Source organism: Lapidilactobacillus gannanensis (assembly GCF_003946675.1).
Classification (GTDB): Bacteria; Bacillota; Bacilli; order Lactobacillales; family Lactobacillaceae; genus Lapidilactobacillus; species Lapidilactobacillus gannanensis.
Genome location: NZ_RHOT01000001.1, coordinates 35,376 through 60,801, shown reverse-complemented (window position 1 = coordinate 60,801; position 25,426 = coordinate 35,376). Strand labels below are relative to the sequence as shown.

The window sequence follows — 25,426 nt, the reverse complement described above, 5'->3', positions numbered from 1 at the left end:
GGTTACGCTAGCAATAGCTCATGTAACTATTGAAATTAGCCAAAGAGCCGCCACCTCTCACAACTTGTTTTTAGGAGGATTTATCTTGCACGATTTAACCAAAGGAAAACCAATTGTTCAGATCATTTATTTTACGATTCCCTTATTGATTGGTAATATCTTTCAGCAGGTTTATACATTGTCGGATACGATTATTGTAGGGCGAACAATTGGCGTGCAGGCGCTAGCTGCGGTTGGTGCTACTGGTAGTTTATCATTTCTTATTATTGGGATTGCCCAAGGTGCGACTAATGGTTTTGCCATAATTGCTGCGCGAAGGTATGGGGCCGGCGATTATCGAGGCATTAAGCGGAGTTTTGCTACGGGGATTCTGATTAGTTTGGCCTTGTCGTTAATTTTGTCGGCGATTAGTATGACTTTTTGTGGTGAAATTTTACGATTAATGCAGACGCCCTCAGATATCATTCAAGATGCTTACACATTCTTGATTATCCAATTTGGTGGAATTTTTGCGATTGTGGCTTATAATTTGTTTGCCAATATGATTCGGGCTATGGGTGATAGTCGAACCCCACTGGTCTTCCTAATTATTGCGTGTGTGATCAATATTGGCTTGGAATTGTTGTTTATTGTTGTCTTTAAATGGGGGATTGCTGGTGCGTCTTTTGCCACCTTGCTGGCTCAATTCATTTCCGCATGTCTCTGTTTAGTTTTCATTTATCGACATTTTCCGCTATTGCAAGTTTCTAAAGCTGATTTTAAAATTTCCAAGGCTGAAATTTCAGAGCATTTAAAGATGGGCTTACCAATGGGCTTTCAGTCGTCAATTATTGCCCTTGGTCAGGTGATTCTTCAATTAATGTTGAACACCTTAGGTTCTACCTCAGTTGCTGCCTATACAGCTGCAGCGCGGATTGATGGCTTGGCGACGATGCCTGCGATGTCATTCGGGATTACCATGGCCACGTTTGCCGCTCAAAACTTAGGTGCGCGTGAATTTGCGCGAATTCGTTCAGGGGTTAAGCAGACTTTGGCAGTTTCGCTGACTTTTTCCACGGTTACCGGGATTTTAATTATTATCTTTGGCCATAGTTTGGTTAATTTGTTTGTTGGTAATGGTCAGCCACTAGTAACAAATACAGCTCAGACCTATTTTTATTTTAATAGCAGCCTGTATTGGTTATTATCGATTCTGTTTGTGGTTCGCTATACTTTGCAAGGATTAGGTCAAAGTTTGGTACCAACTTTAGCTGGGATAATGGAATTGATTATGCGGGCGTTCGCCGGGTTAGTTTTGATCAACGCTTTTGGTTTTGCAGGTGCAAGTATGGCCAATCCTTTAGCCTGGTTAGGGTCGTTATTAGTTCTGATCAGTTCGTATGTTCGAACCATGCGTCATTTGCGGACGTTAGAGACTGCACCAAATGAGCAGTTTGTTAAGTAAGACGGCTAGTTATTTAGTTGAAAACAAAGAAGAACCCCCTGAGTTGAGTAAATCTAAACTCAGGGGGTTCTTCTTTGTTCTTTTTACGTTAATGCTTATCGCGATGCACTATTATTGAAACTAGTTAGTTTCATGATTAGGGGTGTCGTTTTGGGCAAAATAGCCAATACTGAATTCTTCAGGAATAAAATGAATTTCAGTATACTCAAACAGTTTACCTAAATCATTGTAGACCAGATTTTCAAGGACGCCAACGCAATTATTGTCGTTTAAGTCAAGCTCATGGTAGTCCTCTTCGCTCGCGGAAATAACCGAGAAACGGCGTTTTGCCGCAGCAATTTTAACACCATTACTAGTTAAATACTCGTAAATTGAATGTTGAACAATGCTGGTAGTCAGTGGTGGGATTTGATTAGCCCGAAAGTAACTATAATCCATTGTTAATGGTCGTTGATCAATGATTCGGACGCGAACTACTTCGTAAAGAACTTCGTCGATGCCAAAAGGTGTATGTGTTGCCAAGTCAGCATCTACAAGGATTTTTTTGAAACGGACGACTTTAGTGACTGTTGCTCGTTTGTTATTACCATTTAGTGCTAACAATCCAGCAAAGCTATCTGCACCAATTGCCCACTGGAATTTGTTGAAGTTTTCGAGAATAACCACACCTCGCCCTTTAACGCTGTACACATAACCGTGTTTTCCCAGTAACGTAATGGCCCGTCTGATTGTATTGCGGCTAGTTTGAAACTCTTGGGTCAGAACACTTTCAGTCGGAAGTGTCCCTTGATAGGACCCATCTTTAATTCGCTGTTCTAGTTCTTTAAAAATTGCTTGAAATTTTGTCGCCGCCATAATAATCTCCTAATGTTGTTTGTCATATTTTATTCTACTGGATAACATTAACTGTCACAACATCAAGTTATGATATAAAGACGAAAAAATTATCACAATAAAAGTTAAAGTACCTCCGCGTTTCTTAATTCATGATAAATAAACTGACTAATTTGGCGCGCCCCGGAAGCTGAGAAATGCCAATGATCACCGCTATCAAATTCAGGCGCTAATGCTGCTGAATTTGATTTTGCAGTCACATAGTTTGCTAAATCGATGGCGTTCGGGAGCTGCATGATCCAATGATTGGTTAATTTACGCACGTGTTCTTTAAGCGGTTGCCAAGTAGCAAGACCTAAATTAGTGGCGCCTTGAAAAGGTGGCAAGGTCAAGGGGACAAAGATTGTTTTCCGCCATTGACAAATTTTAGCCAAACGTTGAATACCACTAATCAGTTGTTGGCTGTTAGGCAAATCGCGGTTAGGACAGCCAGCACCAGCAGTCATCAAATCGTTACTGCCAGTTAAGGTAATGACAATTTGCGGTTGATCATAAAGTACATCTGGATTAAAACGTTGATTCCCAGCTTGGCTAAAGCTTGTCGGGTTTTGACTCATGATTTGGCCTGAATGTAAGAGCCGATTTCCAAAAATACCAGCATTGCAAGTGGTAATTTTTTGGGGCCAATGATGATAAAACAATCGACTAATATTTTCTGATAAATAACCTTGACCTATAATAGAATCACCAAAGAAACTGACTAGAACTGCAGGATCAGTTGATTGGCAACGAAGGGCATCAATGCCATAATAATAATCTTTCAGACTTGAATTAGGCGGGGCAGTTAGTTGTTGATAAATTAAATGTGCGGGCGCGTAACCCAGACTATTAATTGTACCACTAATATTAGTCGCTTTTAGGCTTAAATAATAAGTTTCACCAGCAGTTACTGGAAATTCAGCGGCATCAGTCCATAAACTTTGTCCGCCAGCCACTTGAAAGTGGGGTTGATTTTGAAAAGTTAAAGTTTGGGCAATCTGGCAATCAGGATAGCGGCTAATCATTAATTCATGGATGATCAGAGCGTCTTCATTGGCTTGATTATTAAGGCGAACCTGTAAATAATTGCCGGTCAAATTGCAATAATATTTAGTGATTTGTTGCGGCAGTAAGGGGTAATGAAGCTGCGGATAGTTCGTGAAGACTTGTTTCCAAATAAAAGTTGCTGTCATGAGCGCCTCCAGATTAATTAGTCAAGTTCCGCCGGACGAGCTATTTGTGCGGCTCGTTGGGTGATAATTGTGCCAGTGACAAAGGTTGAAATAAAGCCAGCTAAGAATGAGATTAGCAAAATAAGACTATGGATTTTCCAAAATTGTACTGGGATGATCACTAGAGAAAGTGGTCCAGCAGGCCCTGCAGATACAGCATATTCCTGGCTTAGTGCTACTAAGATGCCAGCTAAACCGGCACTGCCCATCACGCAAAGAAACGGGTAACGATGGGGAATAGTCACACCAAAAATCGAAGGTTCTGTGATACCAAGTAAGGAGGAAACAGCTGCTGATAAAGCCACTCCACGCCGATTATTATTTCTTTCTAACCGCGCAACAGCTAAGTCGGCACCAACCTCGGCCATACAAATTGTGGCAATGATGGCAATCATTTGGCTTTGTTGATTGCTGGCGATTAGTTGCAGATTAACGGCAATTAGTGCGTAATGTAATCCCGAAACGACTAAAGGTTCCCAAAGTAGTCCAAACAGTAGTCCGGCAATAATTGGTTGTGTTTTGAAAAGGTTAATTAAAGGTTCAGCAATCCAGGTCGAAATTTGATTGGCAATCGGACCAATTACTAAAAAAGTAAAGAAAGCGGCAATAAAGATGGCAATTGGGGCCACTAGAATGGTTTGTAAGACGGCGGGTAAGTGTTTCTTCAGAAATTTTTCAATTTGAACCATTAGTAGTGCAGCCAGTAATGGCGCAAGCACTGAATTTTGATAACCAACTTGCATAACTCGGAGACCAAAAATCCGCCAATAAGTTGGTTTGACGGTACCTGCCAATATACTGGAGACCTTAGCACCGGATAATAATGTTTCATTACATAGAACTAGCCCTAAAGTAATTCCTAAAACAGGATTACCACCAAAACGTTTTGTTGCCGACCAAGCAACTAGTACAGGAATATAAGTGAACGCAGTATTAGCGACTAGGTGAATCATATCTGTGAGGCCGTCGAGCTGAGGAAAACGGCTAGTCAGGGATTGAACGCCAAATAAATCACTGGCAGTGAGCAGATTACCTAATCCTAATAAGATTCCTGCACCAACAAGTACCGGGAGAATTGGCACAAAAATATCCGCAAAAACAGTTAAGCCATGTTGCAGCCAATTCTGCTGACTCTTTTGGACAATCTTTGAACTAACCTGAGTTAACTTGGTGGGTTGAAGCTGTTATTGGAGATAACGGTACAGTGGATTAACCAGTGCTGGACCAACGACTAATTGCAATTGACCTTGCGCACTGACCACGCCACTGATGCTGCTAATTTCTTTCAGAGCAGCTTGATTGACTTGATTTCGATCAAGTACGGCAATACGAATTCGGGTTAAACAATGCGTCATCAATTTAATATTTTGTGGACTACCAAGTGCGTCAATAATTTGGTGCGCCTGTTGCTTCAAATCTTGTTTCATGGTTGCCCCCTGCAATCAAATGAAAGCCGTTGCTGATTTATTACTTGAACAGCAGCAAGAATTTGTCTAAGCAAACAATATAATCGTGAACCAGCAAAGTCAAGTAAAGTCAACTGTATCAAGCATTTCACAAGATAGCAAAGCGATTTTATGGGATCAATTAAGTGCCGTTGGTGCTAGTAATTGCTTAGTGCGGCAAAAGGCGGTTAGCCGGTGAGCATTAACGTAAAAAAAACAAACAATTCATTTGAATTGTTTGTTTTTTGCGTTAAGTGGCACCAGCTGCCTTTTGAGAATATGTTTGGCAACAAAAGTTCATTTGGTTTTGTATTAGGACTGATGCATAGCTCATTGTTGTTAAGTGCCTGTTTAAGGCAAATCATTGCCCGCAGCTAAATATAGTTCATACCATTCTGAACGGGTCAATTGAACTTGGTCCGCTTCACAAATCTGTTTTAAACGTTCGGCATTTGTAGTGCCCGCAATAACTTGCACACTAGTTGGCAACCGTAAAATCCAAGCTGCTGCCACTGCGTTCACATTACTATTATATTTATCGGCCATTTTTTGTAGCACGGCATTAAGTTTAGGAAATTTCGGATTATTGATGAAGACTCCTGAGAAGAATCCATATTGGTAAGGACTCCAAGCCTGGATGGTCATGTTATTTAGGCGGGAATATTCATAAATACCGCCATCATGATTGACACTTCGATTGTCAGCCATATTGGTATGGAAGCCAAAGTCGATCATGCCAGTATGCATCAGACCTAATTGCAACTGATTAATCACTAATGGTTGTGCGACTGCTTGCTGTAATAATTCGACTTGCATGGGGTTGAAGTTGCTGACACCAAACTCACGTACTTTGCCGGTTTTTTGTAATTCGAAGAAAGCTTCAGCAATTTCGTCTGGTTCCATGAGGGCATCAGGTCGATGTAACAATAAGAAATCAACATGGTCTAAGCCCATTCGTTCAAGACTACCATTAAGTCCTTCTACGATATGTTCTTTAGAGAAATTGTATTGATGTTGACCAATCCCAACTTTCGTTTGAATCAGAATATCATCGCGATTAATTGTTGAGGCTGCTAGAGCATCCCCAAAACGTGTTTCAGCGTCGCCACCACCATAAATATCAGCGTTATCAAAGAAATTAATTCCTTGATCAACAGCTGTTTCTAGCAGATTAACCGTTTCAGGAATTGTTTTATCAGGAATTCGCATTAGACCTAGGGCAATTTCTGAAGCGTTAATATTTTCGAGTCCGATACTAACTTGGCGCATAATAAGTCCTCCTATGCACGACCAGGCAACAAAAAGGTTGCCGTCGTAATAATTTGTTGATCAATTGCTTGATGAAATTCGTTGAACCAGAAGCCAGATTTAAGTGCTAATGGTTGTTTAAGTGCATAAACAGTGAGTTGATATTGATGAGTTTGATCAGGTGGTTGGGGGCCAACATAATGCTGATAAATGGTTGGATCAGTTTGATGAATCAACTGACCGGCATTACTATTACGTCCCTGAATAAAATCAAATTGCGGATGTTGACTACTATCTTCAGGAATTTCAGTAATATCAGGTGAAATATTAGCCGCCAACCAATGAATCCAAACAAAACCACCAACTGGGACGGCATCATAATCCAGCAAGGTCAACGCTAAACTTTTGGTGGTTGCGGGGATGTCGTCAAGACTAATCGGTGGTGAAATTATTGGATAGCCTTGATATTGAGCGCTCAATGGTGCATGTTTGCTATAACGGTCGGCCAGAAAGCCTGCTGCGGTCAATGGTACTTTAATTTGCAATCAATCGTCTCCCTTAGCTGCAATTATCAGTGCTGCTTGCGTTATACTAGAACTAGCCATATAAATTATAAAGTAGAGGACAAATCAATGACAGACACTTTACCTTTAAATTCAGAAGTTCAAGCATTATTACAACAAGAACGTGAACGAATCGCCCCACAAAAACTTACTTTGGAAGTAGCTGGGCCAGATTCCTTAGTACTTGATCCCACAGCTTCGAAAATTATTCGAGATCCGCAGAATGGGTTACATTTAATGATTCCTAATCCACGTTTTGCTAATTTTATTGTAGCTCATGAATTGCTTCATTTACAACAAGAAGGCCGACAAAGTATTAAAATTAGTTCCGCCCATCAAGATCATTCAGAAATCGATCAAGTATTACTGACTTTAGGGCGGATTATGCTGGAATCTGCAGTGCATGTACCGATGCGGTCATTGCTTGTTAAGCTTGGTGCCCTCGATCAACCAACTCAATTAGTCATGCGCCAATATTACACTCATAATTTACTACATGACCCGCAACAAGCTGGGGAAGGATCAACAGTGATGGCAAATAGTTTGCAGCTATTCGACGCACGAATTTTCTTAACTGCTGATCAAGTCGCTGCGACTGACTGGGCGAATGATTATCCGCAGGCTTGGCAACTAGCTGAGCAATTATTACAAATTGTAACTGCTCGTGACTTGAAGACGAACCGCGATTTGCGCGGCACTTTATTGAAATTGTTGAAATTATTTGCTGAGAAGCAGGCTGGTTTACCAGTTGAATTTAGTCGGGAATTGTTGGTAACGCCAGTGCTTTCCTCACGAGAATTAAATTTACGTGTTGACCAGTTGTTTCAATTATGGCATGATTCAGCTAAAAAATCGGATTATTTGGTAATCAGTCAAAAAGATGATCAAGCAACTTGGCGTTTGTCACTAGCACCACAACAACAGACTCAAGCAGCCATGTTGCAACGTTACCAATTAACTGTTGCTGAATTTTGTCAGCAGTATCACTTCGATTATGCGCCACGAGATGCTGCTATTTTTGCAGAGGAGGCCGATAAATAATGGCGACTGTGCCGGCGTTAGCAGCAGCAATTAAAAAGGCCCGTAAAATTGTTTTTCTAACTGGTGCCGGTGTTTCGACGCACTCAGGTATTCCTGACTATCGGTCCAAAAGTGGGTTGTATGCCGATCAAGCTGACCCAGAATATTTGTTGAGTCATGAGAATTTACAAGCACATCCGGCTGACTTTTACGATTTTGTGATGCACAAAATGTATTATCCACAGGCACAGCCCGACCTGATTCATCGCGAAATAGCACAAATTTGTCAGCAAAAAGGACAACTAATTACCCAAAATGTTGATGGCCTCGATAAAAAGGCTGGTAATCAAGCTGTGATTGAATTTCATGGTAATCTGTACGATCTATATTGTCAGAAATGTGGTCAAACAGTTTCGTATCAGGATTATGCGCAAGATTATCATCATCAATCTGATCAGGGGATTATTCGGCCACGGATTGTGTTGTATAATGAAACAATTGATCCAGCAGTTTTAACGGCGGCAGTTGCCGCAATCGGGGCGGCTGATTTGATTATTATTGTTGGGACTAGTTTTCGGGTTTATCCTTTTGCCCAGCTTTTACAATATCGACAGGCTAATGCGGCGGTGTTCGTAGTAAATCAAGAGCCAATAGCTGCTGCGGATCAGGTTCAGATGATCCAGGATGACGCATTAGCCGTTTTCCAAGAATTAGCGGAGGTTTTGAAATAATGTTGGAACAAGAACGACAGGAAATTGACGAAATTGATCAACAGTTGGTTGCTTTACTAGTACGCCGACTGGCTACCTCAGAAAGAATCGCTAACGCTAAGTTAGCTAATAATATGCCTTTATTAGACCAACAGCGTGAGCAATTAGTTTATCAACGAGTAGCAGCCCAAACACCAGTGGATAAACAACCTTATTTAAAAACACTTTTCACTGATATTATGTTGGTCTCAAAACAGTACCAAGCAAAATTAATGAAAGCTTGGCAAGATGACCATGATGCAACCGACAAATAAAAACTGGTCGCAGAAAAACCACCACGCCAAAAAACAGCGCGGTGGTTTTCTGAAAATTCGTGAAGGCCCCTTGAAACTCTCAATAATTTCTTTATACTAATAAAAGATTATTAATCGTGTTTGAGGTGGCAATGGCTATGCCTAATTTAATAAGTTGCTCGATCTGGCTAACACCAGCTCAATCAACTTATTGAAATTAAGCTACGCCAAAAAAACGCCCCTCGCACAACTTATTTTTAAGGGGTAGTGTTTGATGGATGATTTAGAACCGAAAAAGAAGTTTATTAGTTGGCCAGTTATTGCGTTAATGGATTTTGTGACGGTGATTGGCTTTGACGATATTATTTATAACTTTCGTAATCAAGGTTTGGGTACGGTTACGACTTGGATTTTAATGCTATTTTTATTTGTGATTCCGTATGAAATGATGGTTGGGCATTTAGGTTCAGTTTTCAGTAAAGAAGGCGGTGGCTTATCTTCTTGGGTTCGCGGAACTTGGGGTGATACTTGGGGTTACATCGCTGCTTGGGTTTACTGGGTGGTTGGCCTACCTTATGTTGTTGATGTGGCGAATTCGATGGTGATTTCCTTTGGTTGGTTGATCAATGGTAATCCTTCAATGCAAGATCATATGAGCAATTCAATGTTTGCTTTGTTGACGGCAGTTATTTTCACGTTGTTTATTTTTATTCAACACCATTTACGTAATTCTTTGCAGTGGTTAGGAATTATTGGTGGTGGCGCCATGTTTATCATGACGATTCTGTACGTCATCATGACTTTTGCTTATTTAGGTAAGGGCAACATGCCACATACAGAGCCTTTTACAATTAAATCAATGATTCCGAAGTTTAATTTTACTTATTTCACGACCTTAGGTTTGTTTATTTTCGCGATGAATGGTTCTGAATACATTGCGCCATATGTTACGGAAATGAAAGATGGTAAACGTGATTTTCCTAAAGCTATGTGGATGCTAGCAATTATGACTGGTTTCCTAACGGTATTAGGTTCCTTCTCCTTAGGGGTGTTCTTCAACGCCCATCATTTACCAAATGATTTGAAAATGAATGGTTCTTACTATGCGTTCCAATATATGGGTGAAGAATTCGGCATGGGTCGTTTCTTCTTGTACGCCTTTGCAATCACTCAAGCAATTTATATGATGGCCCAATTGGCGGTGCTGATCGATGCTGGAACACGAATGTTCCTCTCAGATACGGCCAAAAAGTACTTACCACGTCAGTTAACTAAATTGGATAATCGTGGCTTGCCAATTAATGGGTACTGGCTAACAACTGGTATTTGTATGGTAATCATGGTGCTAAGTGCGACTTTACCAAATATGAACTCAATCTTTAATCAATTGTTGAATCTTAATGGGATTGTTTCGCCATTTGCCACTTGCTTCTTGTTTACTTCCTTCATTTGGGTGCGGTTGAAGCAAGACAAGTATCCTTCAGAATTTGTTTATATTAAAAATCGTAAGTTAGCCCTGACTGTTGGTTGGTGGTGTTTGATTATTACTTTTAGTGCTGCCTGCTTGTCAATTTTCCAAGTTGATGAACCTGTGGGCTCAACAGCTTATTGGCATGTTATCGCTTTGAATATTATCGAACCGATTATTATGATCGGAATTGGTGCGATTCTTCCATTGATTGCACGGATGCAGAAACGTTCAGGGAAATACGCTGATTAAAGTTAGTTTGGGGCAAAATAGATAACAACTCCGTTGCGGCCGGCGGGTTGTGGAACGCTGGCATTGTTAATTTAGATAGTGCCAAGTCTTCCCCAATTTGAGAAGGTGGTTGCTGGGCGATTTTTAGGGCGTGGAACGGCGTGGCCATCGATTTGAGCTTATTGCTAACGCAACAATCTCAAATACGAGGCTTTGACTAACTGCTAAAGCAGCAAGTCAAATTTCACACCTGACGCCAATCGCCCAGCAACCACCAGATAAAACTAACAGAATTGAGCACCACTAAATAGAAAACCAGATTGCAGTGAATTACAAAGCCTGTGTGACAATCTTTCGAGAGATGCCGCACAGGCTATTTTGGTCTAATTATTCAATTATTACTTCTGCGTGAACTACGATGATCAGTCCCATTAGCATTGCCTTAGCCACTAACAACAGTAAAAAATCACTAACTTAACTCCAGACGGAATGGAGGGATCTTGTCGTCAGCCGCCAAATTTGTCTTGCCGCTTTAGCGGTTAGACAAAGGCTTGTATTGAAGACAATTTGGTTTGTAATTGGCTTCAATCAATGCCGGCAGCGTTCCACGACAAGCAGCCCGGAATGGAGTCAGAACTAATTTCGTTTCAAAGGCTTCACTAGGTTTTAGTGCTTTTGAACTTGGGTCTGTAGTTAACTAAAATCGACGGACGTCGCATTCCATAACCGGCAAGCCTGTAATGGCGTCAGAACCAGCTCCGTTTTGACACCTTCTGCTAGGTATCAAAGAGAATATTTAAATTGTTGTTAACTGACTTAAAATAAATCCAGTTGTTCACCACCAGGGCGCTGGTAATTCAAACCTAATATTTGACTAAATTCCAGTGCATTGTCGGCAGCATCACCATTAGCATTATTATTGAAAATCACATAATTGGTCGTCACTTGACTAGCAACTGCCTGCACCTCGGCCGCCAGTTGCTGCAGCTCCGTTGTTGAATAACGATATAAAGTTCGGCCCTCTTTACTGCCAGCGCCCTTTTTAGCCCAGTTTTCGGCATTACGACCGTGGAAACGCCAGAAGCTGATTGGTGGCGTAGTTATGAGCGGTAGTCGTGGGATACTTTCTAAACCAATATTTGGCTCGTCAATGATCCCCCAAGTTAATTGTAATTTTTGTAAACACTGAGTTATCTGACCGATGAATTGTGGCTCGGACCAACTACGGTGACGAAACTCAAGCAAAATTGGGAGTTTTGGTAAATTTTTTCGGGCCAAGGTTAAATAATTAAGATGCTGTTCTGTTAAATCAAATGCCGGTGGGAACTGCATCAACACGCCGGCTAATTGTTGGCTGGCAATAATAGGGGCGATTGTCTGACGAAAAGCCATGAAGAGGTCACTGAAGGTTGTTGTCGGCGCCAATTCTTGTTGCCAGGTAAGTTCACTAGGCACTTTGACAATAAATTTAAAATTTGCTGGAACTTGTTGTTGCCAATTGGCCACGACGTTGGCATCTTTTAACGCATAAAAGAAAGTATCTAATTCGACGACCGGAAAAATATGACTATAGTCCGTTAAAGTTGGTGTTTTGATTGTCGGTAATAAATGGGGATGGCGGTTCCAAGTGGTTAAACCAATTTGAATATTCATGACACTGGCACCTCACCTTAACATTGGGATAAGGCTATTATATCTCAATATTTGGTCATTAGACCACTATTGACTGTCAGCTTTCGGCAGGTTGCACAATTGCGAAAACGCTTTTTTGTGCGGGTTGGGCTGGTCGTGGTAATCGTTTTCTTTTATGATGTATTTGTACTCCAAAAGGAAAGGTGTTTTTCGAAATGGTTAAAGTAGACCTAGATCACATTTACAAACAATATGCAAATGCAGAAGAAAATGACTTCGCAGTATCAGATTTTGACTTACACATTGATGACCATGAATTTATCGTATTTGTCGGCCCTTCAGGCTGTGGTAAATCAACCACATTACGGATGATTGCCGGTTTGGAAGATATTACTAAAGGCGATTTGAAGATCGGCGGCAAGATCATGAATGATGTTGCACCTAAAGACCGTGACATCGCCATGGTATTCCAGAACTACGCTTTGTATCCACATATGACAGTTTCTGATAACATGGCTTTCGGTTTGAAATTACGTAAATACGAAAAAGATGATATCAAGAAGCGTGTTGAAGAAGCCGCTAAAATTTTAGGCTTGGAAGATTACTTGGATCGTAAACCAGCTGCTTTATCTGGTGGTCAACGTCAGCGTGTTGCCTTAGGCCGTGCGATTGTCCGTGATGCTCCTATCTTCTTAATGGATGAACCCTTATCTAACTTGGATGCCAAGTTACGTGTCACGATGCGTTCTGAAATTGCTAAATTACATCAACGTTTGAACACAACTACTATCTATGTAACCCATGACCAGACTGAAGCCATGACTATGGCTGACCGGATTGTTGTTATGTCAATGGGCCAAGTTCAACAAATTGGTACTCCTCAAGAAGTTTATGATACACCTAAGAATAAATTCGTTGCCGGATTTATTGGTTCACCTGCAATGAACTTCTTTGAAGTTCATTACGAGAATGGTGTCTTAACTGACGCTAACAAGGACATCAACATTGTTGTTCCTGAAGGCCGGGCTAAGATTCTTGATGAAGACGGTTATAATGGCAAGGACTTAACTTTAGGCGTTCGTCCTGAAGATATCCATACTGAACAAGCCTTCATCGAAACATTCCCTAAGGCTGCTGCTAAAGGCAAGATCGTTGTTTCTGAATTACTTGGTGCTGAATCATTACTCTACTTAACAACTGGTTCTAGCGAATACGTTGCTAAGGTTGATGCACGCGACTTCCATCATCCTGGTGAAGAAGTACAATTAGCCTTTGACTTAAACAAGGCTCACTTCTTTGACAAAGATACAACTGATTCTATCGTAGAAAAAGCTAAGGCCGAAAATCGTGCCGACGCTAACGCATAAGCTTACTTCTCCTAAAGAAGGAAAATAAGGCTCACTTGAGCCTTATTTTTTTTGCAGCTTGTGACTAAGGGCGATCAGCCGCTGAGCATTAACGAAAAATCCCGAACAATTCATGAGAATTGCTCGGGATTTTGTCGTTAAGCGGAGCCGATTGCTTTTTGTGAACACATTTCAGCAATTAAAAATCGACTTATGTACCCAACATGAAAATGTGGTACCTTTGAATTAGTTATAACTGTTGAAGTAGCTTGTGGAGGTAAAATGATGCAAAAGTTTTCATTAAAGGAAGCAGCAGATACCCTTTCCGATGTTGCTGATTCTGAAGAGTATTTCAGATTTTATTATGATCGCCAAGAAAATGAATTTTCTAACATTAGCCAAGAAGATGTCAATGATATCGACGATGATGACTATGATGAAACGGAATTTGATCCAGATTTAGTCGAATGGATTAATAGCTCGGCTGTTGCGGACGAGAGATATATTATGATTCAAAAGGATGATTTGCCAGATTCCTACCAGGTCCGCGTTGATTTCGCCGATGAAATCAATAATCAAACTTTACAGGGCATTTTACAACGGGCCAGACCTTATCGACATTTCTTGGATTATGTTCAGAAGCATGATCTGGCTAATCGTTGGTATGCTTATGAAGCTGCTGGCTACGCGCAAGCAGCCCGCGACTGGGCCCGTGGTTATGATTTGCAGTATCAGGAGGATATGCAATAAGCAAAGCTAAAGCTGTTGCTGTTTACCAAGAATAAGGCTTGTATCTGAGACCGTTCGCAGAAATGTCTCAGATCAACGCCCACCATGTTCCACGCCCTCTAAATCGCCCAGCCACCACCAACCCCTAATTGGGGAAGTCTTGTCACCATTGTCGTTACCAACTGAGAAATTTCGTTTGAGCACATCATTAGGCTTTTCGCTATTGTTAATAATCAATTCTAGCGTTGCCTCACAACTTGTTTTCGTTATGCTATAATATTCTCTGAATATGCTTTGCATGTTAAATTTACGCTTAAATGTCGTTGGAGGTTTTTCTTGTGGCAAAACCAACCTATTATATTACAACACCAATTTATTATCCCTCTGGTAAATTAACAATTGGGAATTCATATACTACGATTGCTGCTGACAGTCTAGCTCGTTACATGCGGCTACAAGGCTATGATGTCTTCTTCTTAACAGGAACTGATGAACATGGTCTTAAAATTGAACAAAAGGCTGAAGAACAAGGCATTACGCCGCAAGCCTATGTTGATAAAATGGCGGCAGGAATTCAGAATCTTTGGAAAATGCTGGAAATTACCAACAATAAATTTATTCGGACGACGGATGAATATCACGTTAAAGCCGTTCAGAAAATTGTTGAGCGCTTGATCAAGCAAGGTGATGTTTACCTTGGCAAATATACTGGTTGGTATTCTGTTTCAGACGAGGAGTACTTTACTGAGTCACAATTAGCTGAAGTCTATCGTGACGAAGCTGGTAAAGTTATTGGCGGTAAGGCCCCTTCAGGTCATGAAGTTCAGTTAGTTAGTGAGGAATCTTATTTCTTCAAGATGAGTAAATACGCTGATCGTTTGTTGAAATTCTATGAAGACAATCCAACTTTTATTCAACCAGAATCACGGAAAAATGAAATGATCAATAACTTCATTAAACCTGGTTTGGAAGATTTAGCAATGTCGCGGACTACCTTTAATTGGGGCGTGCCAATTCCAGAAAATCCTAAACATGTGGTTTACGTTTGGGTCGACGCTTTGTTAAACTATATCACCGCTTTAGGCTATGGCAGTGACGATGATAGCTTATTCAAGAAATATTGGCCAGCTGACGTTCATTTTGTGGGTAAGGAAATTGTCCGCTTCCATACAATTTATTGGCCAATTATCTTAATGGCTTTGGATTTACCATTACCTAAGCAAGTTTATGGTCATGGCTGGCTATTAATGAAAAATGGTAAAATGTCGAAATCTAAGGGCAACGTGGTCTATCCAGAAATGTTAGTCAATCGTTACGGCTTGGATCCCTTGCGTTATTACTTGATGCGCGCTTTTCCATTTGGTCATGATGGCGTCTTTACCCCAGAAGATTATATTGATCGGATTAATTTCGATTTGGCCAATGATTTAGGTAATTTATTGAATCGGACCGTGGCGATGATCAATAAATACGAGGGTGGCGTGGTGCCATCAGTGTTAAGTGAAAGTGTTGCGGCCGATCGCGAGTTAGCTGAAACAGCAACGCAAGTGATTGCTGATTATCAAACGGCAATGACCCATTATCAATTCCCAACTGCTTTGGAAAAAATTTGGCAACTCGTTAGTCGGGCTAATAAATATATTGACGAAACTGAACCATGGAACTTGGCTAAGGATTCAGCTAAAAAAGATGAATTAGCTAACGTGATGGGTCATCTTGCGGAAAGCTTACGGATCATTGCCATTTTGATTCAACCAATTATGACGCATGCCCCTAAGAAGATTTTTGCTCAATTAGGATTACAAGAAGCTGAGCTACAAGTGGCTGATCCAAAATTTGGTGAATTCCCAGCCAATCATCAGGTCGTTAAGAAGGGCGAACCAATCTTCCCACGCTTAGATCGTGACGAAGAAATCGCCTATATCAAACAAGAAATGGCTAAGGAGCAAAAACCAGCGGCGACTGTTGAAACTAAAGCCAAGCCAGAAATCAATTTCAATCAATTTGATGAAGTTGAAATTCGCGTGGCTGAGATTTTATCAGTGGCTAAGGTCGAAAAAGCAGACAAATTATTGAAGTTTGAAGTGGACTTGGGTCACAATGAACATCGTCAAATTCTTTCTGGTATTGCTGAATTTTATCCTGAATATCAGGAATTAGTTCATCATAAAGTTTTGGCAGTGACTAATTTACAACCGCGTAAAATTCGTGGTGAAATTTCCAATGGGATGTTATTGTCCTCAGAAGATGAGCAAGGTAAAGTTCGTTTGGCTTTAGTTGGTGACGAACATCCTAATGGCTCATTGATTGGTTAGGAGTTATTTTTGGCTAAAATTTTTGATTCTCATACGCATTTAAACGATACGCCTTTTGCTGGTCAAGAGGCGCTTTTCGTTGAACGGGCCGCGGCACTAGGTGTGGTGAAGATGGCGATTGTTGGCTCTAATCCAACTTTGAATGCCGGTGCGCTCAAATTGGCTCATGAATTTCCAGAACTGTACGCAGTTGTTGGTTGGCATCCTGAAGATGCCAAAAACTTTGACGCTGCGGCTGAACAAGCTCTGCGGCAACAGTTACTGGATCCGAAAGTTGTTGCCGTTGGTGAGATTGGCTTGGATTATCATTGGGATAGTTTGCCGCGTGAGGTGCAACGTCAAGTTTTTGCCCAGCAATTGCAAATAGCGAAGGAATTCAATTTACCAGTCTCAATTCACAGCCGCGATGCTTTAGCAGACACTTATGAAATTTTGCAGGCAGCGCAACTGCCAGCTGGTCACATTATTCTGCATAGTTTTAATGCCACCCCTGATTGGGCTCCAAGGTTCTTGGATCTCGGTGCTTATCTATCTTTTAGTGGCGTGATTACTTTTAAAAAAGCTGCTTATTTACGTGAAACGGTTAAGCAGGTACCTTTAGATAAATTGTTAGTAGAAACAGACGCCCCATATTTGGCACCAATGCCTTATCGTGGACGGCAAAACGAACCTGGTTATACTTACTATACAGTCCAGCAAATTGCCACGACATTAGGTTTGCCAGTAGCCACGATTGCGGCACAGACTTATCGCAATACCCTTAAAGTCTTTGGCTTGGAGGCAGATAAATGATTAATGAAATTATTGTGGTCGAAGGTCGCGACGACACTCGGCGCTTGCGTGAAGTTTTTGGGCCAGTTGATACTATTGAGACTCAAGGATCAGCGGTTTCGGAAGCAACCTTGGCACGAATTGAAGCAGCTGCTGAAGAACGGCCGATCATTGTGCTAACTGATCCGGATTTCAATGGTCAGAAAATTCGCCAAAAAGTTTTGGAAGTGGTACCTGATGCCAAGCAGGTTTTCCTACCACGTCGGTTAGCTAAACCGCGTGGTAAAGGTAGTTTAGGTGTGGAACATGCTTCAGCCCAAGCTTTACGGGATTGCCTAACCAATGTTTTGACGACGGATCCTGATTTTGTTAGTGATCTGACCCAGCATGACTTGATCACCGCCGGCTTAATTGCCGGACCTGATGCTAAGGCACGCCGTGAACAATTAGGTGATTTATTGCATATTGGCTACGCAAATGGTAAACAGTTGTTGCCTCGTTTGACCATGCTGCGGATCAGCCGGGATGAGTTTTTAACTGCCCTTACAAAAATGAATCAGGAGGAAACTCATGAGTAGTGAACAGCCGCAACGTTTAGATATTGCCGATCCGATTCGGACTCAGGCCATCCTACATCAATTTGGCTTTAAATTTAAAAAGAGTTTGGGTCAGAATTTTTTGACCAATCGTAAAGTGCTCGGCGCAATTGTCGCTGCCGCTGATTTGGCAGCCACTGACACTGTGATTGAAATTGGCCCGGGAATTGGGTCATTGACTGAACAATTGGCTCGGCGCGTGAAGCAGGTGATTGCGGTTGAAATTGATCAGCGCTTGTTACCGATTTTAGCAGAGACATTAGCGCCTTATGATAATATTCAGGTGGTTAATCAGGATATTCTCAAAAGAAGTTTAGCCGAGTTACTTGCGCCTTATCAGCCAATTAGTGGTCAAATTAAGGTAGTGGCTAATTTACCTTATTACATTACCACGCCAATTATGTTTCAATTAATCAATGGGGTCGTGCAACCAGATCGTTTGGTGCTAATGATTCAGAAAGAAGTCGCTCAACGAATCATTGCGCATCCAGGACATAAAGATTATGGGGCATTAAGTATTGGCGTACAGACTAAAATGCATGCAGAAATTGCCGAGATTGTCCCCAAAACAGCTTTTATACCCCAGCCTAATGTTGATTCAGCGGTCCTAACATTAACGCGCTACGATGAATCGCCTTATCAAATTGCTAATCAAGCAATGTTTGATCAGGTTGTCCAATCGTGTTTCCAGCAACGACGCAAGAATTTGTTGAATAACTTACTACATCTCTGTGGCAAAAACCATCGCGATGAGTTAGTTAGTATTTTGGCAGATTTAGGCTTAGCGCCAAATATTCGCGGCGAACAATTATCAATTGAGCAGTTTATAGAATTGACGACTGCCGTTAGTAAATTCATACATTAAAAATTAAAAATAGGGAACAATACGGGAACACGTTGGTTTAATCCGAACGTTTCTTTTGCTGTATCATAAAAACCTTGCATAATTATAAACTTTATGATATAATTTCAACAAGGAGTGAGGCCAATGCCAATGTCACTAGCAACAATCAAACACCAGCTGGACGATCATATTGGTCAACATTTGACCGTCGTCGCACAGGTTGGACGTAAGAAGATTACAAGGCGTCACGGTACTTTGAAAGAAACTTATCCGGCTGTTTTCGTCGTTGATTTAAATCAAGAGGAAAATGCTTTTGAACGAGTTTCATACAGCTATACCGATTTATTAACCAAATCAATTGCAATTGAATTCGATGCTGCTAACTAAGCTTTGAATTGATTACATTTTCTAAAAAGTATGGTAGCCATTGGTTGCTATACTTTTTTATTATGCCAAAATAACGCGCCTTGAATGAATTTCTGTCTTTACTGGCATTGCAACGTGATTATTTTAATAATAAACGAACATTATTCAAAATAAATCTAGAATTGTCTAGAATTATCTGCAAAGTATCGGTATAATTGATGTAATAATTCGAGGAGTGAGTGGGTATATGAAAACACGGCGTAGTGATCGATTAATTGATATGACCAGTTATTTGCTGGATCATCCCCGGGAGTTGATCTCGTTACCTTTTTTTGTAAAGCGGTATGATTCAGCTAAATCATCAATTAGTGAGGATCTGGCAATTATCAAGCGAACATTTGCAGTTCGCGGTCTAGGTGTCATTCAAACGTTACCAGGAGCAGCTGGTGGGGTTCAGTATTTGCCTGGTGTTAATTCAGAAATTGCCGGTGATTTCTTAAAGTTGATGACATTAAAATTAGCTGAAAAAGAACGATTGTTACCTGGTGGTTATTTATATTTGTCTGATTTATTAGGTAATCCGCTGTATTTGAAAATGATTGGTCGTTTGATTGCAGCCCAATATGTTGATCAGCAAGTAGATGCAGTCATGACCGTTGCAACGAAGGGAATTCCAATTGCTCAAAGTGTGGCCACTTGTTTAGGGGTACCTTTTGTGATTGTTCGTCGCGATGCCAAAATTACGGAAGGTGCTACCGTTAGTGTGAACTATGTGTCTGCTTCTTCCTCACGAATTGAAAAGATGGAGCTGTCTAAACGCAGCCTAGCTGAAGGCGCGCATGTGGTCATTGTTGATGACTTCATGAAAGGCGGTGGCACAATTCATGGAATGCATGATCTACTAAAAGAATTTAGTGCGAGCCTAGTAGGAATTACCGTCTTTGCTGAGGCATCTTTTGCGGGACAACGAGTTGAAAGTGATTATACCTCATTGCTAAATGTGGTTGCTGTGGATACCCAAAATAGTGAAATCAAAGTTGAATTAGGTAACTACCTTGATAAATTAAGCGATTAAAATGAGTATGAGTTTGGTCAAGACTGCTCCAATCGCCTGACTAAATTAATAAAATTGAGCACCACTCTTTAGAAAATCAATTTGTAGTAAACTAATAGTCTGCTTGACAATTTTTCTGGAAATCAGAAATTGCTAAGCAGACTATTTTAGTGCTTAATTCAATTTTATGAAATCAAACGGTGTTGAGTGAACCCACTATAGCTGACTTATCATTTAACAATAATGAAGTGTACTCACATCAACTCCAGACGGAATGGAGTCAGAACCTGTTCGGGTCGGTAAATGGCTAGGTACAATTTAAATATTCACACGATCTGGTTGCACCAGCTCATGCAAATATTTGAAATTGTACTACGCCAAAAACCCACCAGCTCTCACACTCTGTTGAAACGTGTTCGGCGCGATAGACTGCTAGGCCTAATTTAATTATTTGCTCGATCGGTTGCACCGCTCAATCAAATAATTGAAATTATGCTACGCAGTCTGATCATCGCTCCTCACACTCTGTTGTGAATTAATATTGAGAATTAGGTGAAGTTAAGTTATCATAAACTTGATATCCTTAAATTTAAATTGGTAGTGTGAAGGGAAGCTTATTATGACAGGGCGTTATACTGTAATTCTAGCAGCTGGTCAGGGTACCAGAATGAAGTCGAAATTGTACAAGGTGCTCCACAAAGTTTGTGGTCGTTCCATGGTCGATCATGTGTTGACGCAGGTTGAATTAACTGATCCTGAGCAAGTTGTTACGGTTGTTGGCCATGGCGCTGAAGCTGTTGAAGACTTACTTGGCAATCGCAGTAAGTACGCTTTTCAAGAAGAGCAATTGGGAACTGGTCATGCGGTTTTGCAGACTGAAGCCCAACTTGGTGATAAGGAAGGGATGACCTTGATTGTCAATGGTGACACACCACTATTGACAGCTAAAACTTTCGAGAAGTTATTTGCCTATCATCAGGCCAAAGGGGCCAAGGCCACTATTTTAACGGCCCGGGCTGATGATCCAACTGGTTACGGTCGGATTATTCGCAATGACTTAGGAATTGTTGAGAAGATTGTTGAACAGAAAGATGCCACCCGTGAAGAAGCAGCGGTTCATGAAATCAATACGGGCGTGTTCTGCTTTGACAACCAAGCGCTTTTTAAAGCGTTACATCAGGTAACAAATCATAATGCGCAAGGTGAATATTATCTAACAGATGTGATTCAAATCTTGAAAAACCAAGGCGAGATTGTCGCGGCTTATCAAACGCCTGATTTTACAGAATCATTAGGTGTTAATGATCGGGTGGCATTATCAAATGCGACGCGGATCATGCAACAACGGATCAATGAAGCTCATATGCGTAATGGTGTGACGATGGTCAATCCAGATACAACTTATATTGATGTGGATGTTAAAATCGGCAACGATACAGTGATTGAAGGTCAGGTTAATTTAAAAGGTCAGACAACAATTGGTTCTGATTGTTATATTGGTTCCAATTCGGAAATTGTTGACAGTCAAATTGCTGATCACGTCCATGTCACTAGTTCGACGATTGAAGAAGCAAAGATGGCCAGTGGTTCAAACATCGGCCCCAATAGTCACTTACGTCCTAAAGCAAACATCGGTCATGATGTGCATATTGGTAATTTCTGCGAAGTTAAAAACGCCACGATTGGTGATCGCACTAAAGTTGGTCATCTAACTTATGTTGGCGATGCAACTTTGGGCACTGATATCAACGTGGGCTGTGGTGTGGTCTTTGTTAATTATGATGGTGTTCATAAGTTCCATACTAATATTGGCAGTCATAGTTTTATTGGCAGTAATTCTAATATTATTGCCCCGGTTGAGATGGCTGATCATAGCTTTATCGCAGCTGGCTCAACGATTACTGATGATATTCCTAAGCACGCAATGGCAATTGCCCGTGCCCGTCAAACAAATAAAAATGACTATTGGGATAAATTACCGCTTGCCCAAGACCCAGAATGGCATTAGAATTAAGGGAGTGCGTATTCTTAGGAGGAAACAATGACAACTGAATCAAAGCTCAAGATTTTTGCTTTAAATTCCAATAAGCCCTTAGCTGAGAAAATTGCCGCTGCTGTCGGGGTGCCCTTAGGCAAGTCGTCAGTAACGCGTTTCTCTGATGGAGAAATTCAAATTAATATTGACGAAAGTATTCGGGGAGCTGATGTCTTTTTAATTCAATCAACTTCAGCACCAGTTAATGATAATTTGATGGAATTGTTGATTATGATCGATGCCTTACGGCGAGCTTCAGCCAAGAACATTAATGTGGTCATTCCATATTATGGTTACGCGCGGCAAGACCGTAAGACGAGAGCACGGGAACCGATTACGGCGAAATTAGTCGCTAATATGTTACAACGTGCTGGTGCTGATCGAATTTTGGCATTAGATTTACATGCACCACAAATTCAAGGATTCTTTGATATTCCGGTTGATCATTTAGTGGGCTCACCACTATTAGCTGATTATTTCTTGCGGAATCACTTGAATGAAGATGCCGTTGTTGTTTCACCTGATCATGGTGGTGTTGGTCGCGCTCGTAAATTAGCAGAGTTCTTAAAAACACCAATTGCGATTATTGATAAGCGACGTCCTCGTGCGAACGTTGCGGAAATCATGAATATTATTGGCCATGTTGAAGGTAAACGGGCCATTATTATTGATGATATGATTGATACTGCGGGAACAATCACATTAGCTGCCCAGGCTTTAGTTGATGCTGGTGCAACTGAAGTTTATGCTTCTTGTACTCATCCTGTTCTTTCAGGTCCAGCAATTGAACGGATCACTAATTCACCAATTAAGAAATTAGTGGTGACTGATTCGATTAATCTGCCCCAAGATAAGATCATCGACAAAATGATTCAGGTTTCCGTTGGACCATTGATTGGCGATGCTATCAGTCGTATTTACAACGACGAGCCAGTTAGTCCTTTATTTGTGACTCGTTACCAACAGAAGTAAACTAGCACGGATAAAACGGCGTGTGACAAAAACGATCAATCGCTGAGCATTAACATAAAATACCGAGCAATTCTATCGCAGAATTGCTCGGTATTTTGACATTAAGCGATGCTGATTGCCTTTTGAGAACACGTTTTAGCTGTTAAAGCTCATTGTTAATTGTAGTGATTTAGCTGGCAATCACTGACTTAATCACGTTCAAAATAGGGTAGAGCCATTTCAACACCAGACAGAATGGCGTCAGGTTCTGTTCTGCTTGGTCAGCTGCGTTATTAAATCAAAAAATTACCATCAAAAAAGCACGGTGATTGCCTAACTATTGAAGTTAGTACAACTACCGTGTTTTTTACGATTGTTTAATTTTCTGTAAAACAATCAGAATCTTGCTATTGTTTATGGGCCGTTTCTTGTTGTGCTAATAAGTCACGGATTTCTTTCAGATATTGCTCTTGTTGGGTTACTTCAGCAGCTTCCTCTTCGGCTTTAGTCTTGCCAAGTTCCCGCAGCTTATTAAATGATTTAACAATCAGGAAAATCACGAACATCATGATTAAGAATTGAATTAAATCATTGAGGAAAGTACCAATGGTGAAACGAGCGGCACCAATTTTAAAACTAATTGATGATAAGTCAACCGAGTTAGTAAACATCCCGATTAATGGTCCTAAGATATTTTTAGTCAAGGAAGCCACTAGGCCGTTGAAGGCACCACCGATTAAAACACCAATAGCCATATCAACAACATTACCTTGCGAGACAAATTCACGGAATTCTTTAAACATATGCTCACCTCATTAAATGATTTTTAAAAACTAGCAATTATGCCTGCTAACCTAAATTAATAATTAACTACTTTAACGTATGGGACAAGTTTTTAGACTTCGTGCGGGTTAATCAAGGAATCGTTACGCAAATATTTCTGGAATTTTTCGTATAAGGGTTCAAAGAGTTGCAGGTCACTCGTTGGTTTGACCATTTCCCGGGGGAAGAAGAAGCGTTCATCACCAGTACTTTTACCACTGATAGCTGCTACGATTGGACTGACTGTGGATAATTCTTCCAAAGTACCATCCTGTTCGATGATTTCGATTTGTGTCTTAGGTTCTTTTGAAGATGGATCGTAAGCATCATAAGGGAGATCGTAACTGTCATTAATTGCCGTATAGTAATCAGGATTGAAGCCAGCCTCTTCAATGATTTGTTTGAGTTCTGGAATTAATGAGCGGGTCTCAGGCGTAAAGCGAACGGACTTTAGTGGTCGCCGATCAAGGAAACGTGATACTAAATCGCGGAGAATGTCGTCAGGATGATCACGCCATAAAGTAAAGTAAGTTGTTAACACACCATCATCTAAATGAAGGTAGTCAGATAAAGTAAAGTCGTTTTCTAAAAAAGGTATTAGCAAAGTTGGTTTTTGATCGCCAGTTAGTTGCCCATGTTCGTATAAGAATTTTGCTCGATGTAACAATTTGTTTAAGATGACTTCCATCGCGCGACTAACAGGATGGAAATAAACTTGTTGGTACATTTGGAAACGACAAACAATATAATCTTCAACAGCATGCATCCCATTTGCTTCAAAAGCAATGCCGTTACGATATGGTCGCATGACCCGAAGAATCCGGGTTAAGTCGAACATGCCATACTTTGTGCCAGTATGATAAGCGTCACGTAATAAGTAATCCATGCGATCGGCATCAATTTGGCTGCTGATCATTTGCACGACTTGGGGATTGGGATAAGTTTTGCCAATAACGCTGGCCACTTCTTCAGGAAATTCAGGACTAACTTGACGCAAGACGTGATTCACTTCAGTATCGGGTGAAGTCAGGATTTCACGGGTAATGGCCTCATGATCAGTATTAAAAATATGCTCAAACGTATGAGAATAAGGGCCATGACCAATATCATGTAGTAAGGCGGCACACATGGCGACTAGCCGTTCATGATCATCCCAAAGTTCTGTACTGCCATTAGTTGAAGGGTAATTACGAGCAAAATTATCACAGATTTGCCGGGTGATTTCATAAACGCCAACCGAATGGGTAAAGCGTGAATGTTCAGCTCCATGGAAAGTATAGGATGACGCGCCTAATTGCTTAATGCGTCGTAACCGTTGAAATTCTGAAGTATTAATTAAATCTAAAATAACCTGATAAGTGACATGAATATAATTATGAACTGGGTCACGTAGCACTTTATCACGAGGTAGCAGGCTGATTTCTGACATCGGTTAACT

Annotated in this window: 25 protein-coding genes; 15 read left to right on the top strand and 10 right to left on the bottom strand. The window is 40.9% G+C overall.

The annotated features are described in order from the left end of the window. The first annotated feature begins 85 nt into the window (after positions 1–85). Positions 86–1,444, top strand: a complete 1,359-nt coding sequence (locus tag EKM81_RS00260) for an MATE family efflux transporter (RefSeq protein WP_125646719.1) — start codon at positions 86–88, stop codon at positions 1,442–1,444. Between the two features lie 120 nt (positions 1,445–1,564). On the opposite strand, the gene EKM81_RS00255 is transcribed toward EKM81_RS00260, so the two are convergent. The 6 genes from EKM81_RS00255 to EKM81_RS00230 form a co-directional block, all read right to left on the bottom strand. Continuing rightward, positions 1,565–2,299, bottom strand: coding sequence for a GntR family transcriptional regulator (locus EKM81_RS00255; protein ID WP_125646716.1), 735 nt, complete (start codon positions 2,297–2,299; stop codon positions 1,565–1,567). 104 nt (positions 2,300–2,403) lie between these two features. Continuing rightward, entirely contained in the window at positions 2,404–3,510 is a 1,107-nt protein-coding gene (locus tag EKM81_RS00250; protein ID WP_125646713.1) for an SGNH/GDSL hydrolase family protein, read from the bottom strand. Between the two features lie 17 nt (positions 3,511–3,527). Next, positions 3,528–4,631 carry a PTS transporter subunit EIIC gene (locus tag EKM81_RS00245; protein WP_164509130.1) on the bottom strand — a complete coding sequence of 368 codons (1,104 nt, stop codon included), beginning with the start codon at positions 4,629–4,631 and terminating at the stop codon, positions 3,528–3,530. Positions 4,632–4,733: 102 nt separating this feature from the next. Continuing rightward, the gene (locus tag EKM81_RS00240; RefSeq protein WP_125646707.1) at positions 4,734–4,976 is read right to left on the bottom strand and encodes a PTS transporter subunit EIIB; all 243 of its coding nucleotides are present in this window, start codon (positions 4,974–4,976) and stop codon (positions 4,734–4,736) included. Between the two features lie 369 nt (positions 4,977–5,345). Next, the gene (locus EKM81_RS00235) at positions 5,346–6,263 is read right to left on the bottom strand and encodes an aldo/keto reductase (RefSeq protein ID WP_125646705.1); all 918 of its coding nucleotides are present in this window, start codon (positions 6,261–6,263) and stop codon (positions 5,346–5,348) included. 11 nt (positions 6,264–6,274) lie between these two features. Further along, entirely contained in the window at positions 6,275–6,787 is a 513-nt protein-coding gene (locus EKM81_RS00230) for a YbhB/YbcL family Raf kinase inhibitor-like protein (protein ID WP_125646702.1), read from the bottom strand. 87 nt (positions 6,788–6,874) lie between these two features. Here EKM81_RS00230 and EKM81_RS00225 point away from each other — a divergent pair, with 87 nt between their 5' ends. The 4 genes from EKM81_RS00225 (at position 6,875) to EKM81_RS00210 (ending at position 10,548) form a co-directional block, all read left to right on the top strand. Beyond that, positions 6,875–7,846, top strand: coding sequence for a hypothetical protein (locus tag EKM81_RS00225; RefSeq protein ID WP_125646699.1), 972 nt, complete (start codon positions 6,875–6,877; stop codon positions 7,844–7,846). Then, a complete protein-coding gene (locus EKM81_RS00220) occupies positions 7,846–8,556 on the top strand; it encodes an NAD-dependent protein deacylase (protein ID WP_125646696.1) in 711 nt (236 codons plus the stop codon). The genes EKM81_RS00225 and EKM81_RS00220 overlap by 1 nt, the downstream gene beginning before the upstream one ends. After that, entirely contained in the window at positions 8,556–8,849 is a 294-nt protein-coding gene (locus EKM81_RS00215) for a chorismate mutase (RefSeq protein ID WP_125646693.1), read from the top strand. Before EKM81_RS00220 ends, EKM81_RS00215 begins: the two co-directional genes overlap by 1 nt. 253 nt (positions 8,850–9,102) lie before the next feature. Beyond that, on the top strand, positions 9,103–10,548 hold the full coding sequence (locus EKM81_RS00210; RefSeq protein WP_125646690.1) for an APC family permease: 1,446 nt from the start codon (positions 9,103–9,105) through the stop codon (positions 10,546–10,548). A 795-nt stretch (positions 10,549–11,343) separates the two neighbouring features. Here EKM81_RS00210 and EKM81_RS00205 read toward each other — a convergent pair. Continuing rightward, complete coding sequence (locus tag EKM81_RS00205) at positions 11,344–12,180, bottom strand: DUF72 domain-containing protein (RefSeq protein WP_125646687.1); 837 nt, start codon at positions 12,178–12,180, stop codon at positions 11,344–11,346. 194 nt (positions 12,181–12,374) lie between these two features. Here EKM81_RS00205 and EKM81_RS00200 point away from each other — a divergent pair, with 194 nt between their 5' ends. Next, positions 12,375–13,526, top strand: coding sequence for an ABC transporter ATP-binding protein (locus EKM81_RS00200; RefSeq protein ID WP_125646684.1), 1,152 nt, complete (start codon positions 12,375–12,377; stop codon positions 13,524–13,526). Positions 13,527–13,787: 261 nt separating this feature from the next. Continuing rightward, positions 13,788–14,255: a hypothetical protein gene (locus EKM81_RS00195; RefSeq protein WP_164509129.1), complete on the top strand. Its 468-nt coding sequence runs from the start codon at positions 13,788–13,790 to the stop codon at positions 14,253–14,255. A gap of 72 nt (positions 14,256–14,327) precedes the next feature. Here the strand turns inward: EKM81_RS00195 and EKM81_RS11045 are convergent, their stop codons facing one another. Beyond that, positions 14,328–14,471 (bottom strand): hypothetical protein, encoded by a 144-nt coding sequence (locus EKM81_RS11045; RefSeq protein WP_164509128.1) that lies wholly within the window; start codon positions 14,469–14,471, stop codon positions 14,328–14,330. Between the two features lie 80 nt (positions 14,472–14,551). On the opposite strand from EKM81_RS11045, the gene metG reads away from it, so the two are divergent. From metG to EKM81_RS00155, 8 genes are all read left to right on the top strand, one after another. Continuing rightward, positions 14,552–16,549: a methionine--tRNA ligase gene (gene metG, locus EKM81_RS00190; protein ID WP_125646679.1), complete on the top strand. Its 1,998-nt coding sequence runs from the start codon at positions 14,552–14,554 to the stop codon at positions 16,547–16,549. 9 nt (positions 16,550–16,558) lie between these two features. Then, positions 16,559–17,341 carry a TatD family hydrolase gene (locus EKM81_RS00185; protein WP_125646676.1) on the top strand — a complete coding sequence of 261 codons (783 nt, stop codon included), beginning with the start codon at positions 16,559–16,561 and terminating at the stop codon, positions 17,339–17,341. After that, complete coding sequence (gene rnmV, locus EKM81_RS00180; RefSeq protein ID WP_125646672.1) at positions 17,338–17,898, top strand: ribonuclease M5; 561 nt, start codon at positions 17,338–17,340, stop codon at positions 17,896–17,898. Before EKM81_RS00185 ends, rnmV begins: the two co-directional genes overlap by 4 nt. After that, positions 17,891–18,781 (top strand): 16S rRNA (adenine(1518)-N(6)/adenine(1519)-N(6))-dimethyltransferase RsmA, encoded by an 891-nt coding sequence (gene rsmA / locus EKM81_RS00175; protein WP_125646669.1) that lies wholly within the window; start codon positions 17,891–17,893, stop codon positions 18,779–18,781. The genes rnmV and rsmA overlap by 8 nt, the downstream gene beginning before the upstream one ends. Positions 18,782–18,904: 123 nt before the next feature. Next, positions 18,905–19,147, top strand: a complete 243-nt coding sequence (locus EKM81_RS00170; protein WP_125646666.1) for a Veg family protein — start codon at positions 18,905–18,907, stop codon at positions 19,145–19,147. Between the two features lie 226 nt (positions 19,148–19,373). After that, complete coding sequence (purR, locus tag EKM81_RS00165) at positions 19,374–20,201, top strand: pur operon repressor (protein WP_125646663.1); 828 nt, start codon at positions 19,374–19,376, stop codon at positions 20,199–20,201. 598 nt (positions 20,202–20,799) lie between these two features. After that, positions 20,800–22,188, top strand: a complete 1,389-nt coding sequence (gene glmU, locus EKM81_RS00160) for a bifunctional UDP-N-acetylglucosamine diphosphorylase/glucosamine-1-phosphate N-acetyltransferase GlmU (protein ID WP_125646660.1) — start codon at positions 20,800–20,802, stop codon at positions 22,186–22,188. Between the two features lie 33 nt (positions 22,189–22,221). Beyond that, the gene (locus EKM81_RS00155) at positions 22,222–23,187 is read left to right on the top strand and encodes a ribose-phosphate diphosphokinase (RefSeq protein ID WP_125646657.1); all 966 of its coding nucleotides are present in this window, start codon (positions 22,222–22,224) and stop codon (positions 23,185–23,187) included. 386 nt (positions 23,188–23,573) lie between these two features. Here the strand turns inward: EKM81_RS00155 and mscL are convergent, their stop codons facing one another. Then, positions 23,574–23,969 (bottom strand): large conductance mechanosensitive channel protein MscL, encoded by a 396-nt coding sequence (mscL, locus tag EKM81_RS00150; RefSeq protein ID WP_125646654.1) that lies wholly within the window; start codon positions 23,967–23,969, stop codon positions 23,574–23,576. Between the two features lie 92 nt (positions 23,970–24,061). Beyond that, a complete protein-coding gene (locus EKM81_RS00145) occupies positions 24,062–25,417 on the bottom strand; it encodes an HD domain-containing protein (RefSeq protein ID WP_125646651.1) in 1,356 nt (451 codons plus the stop codon). Positions 25,418–25,426 lie beyond the last annotated feature (9 nt).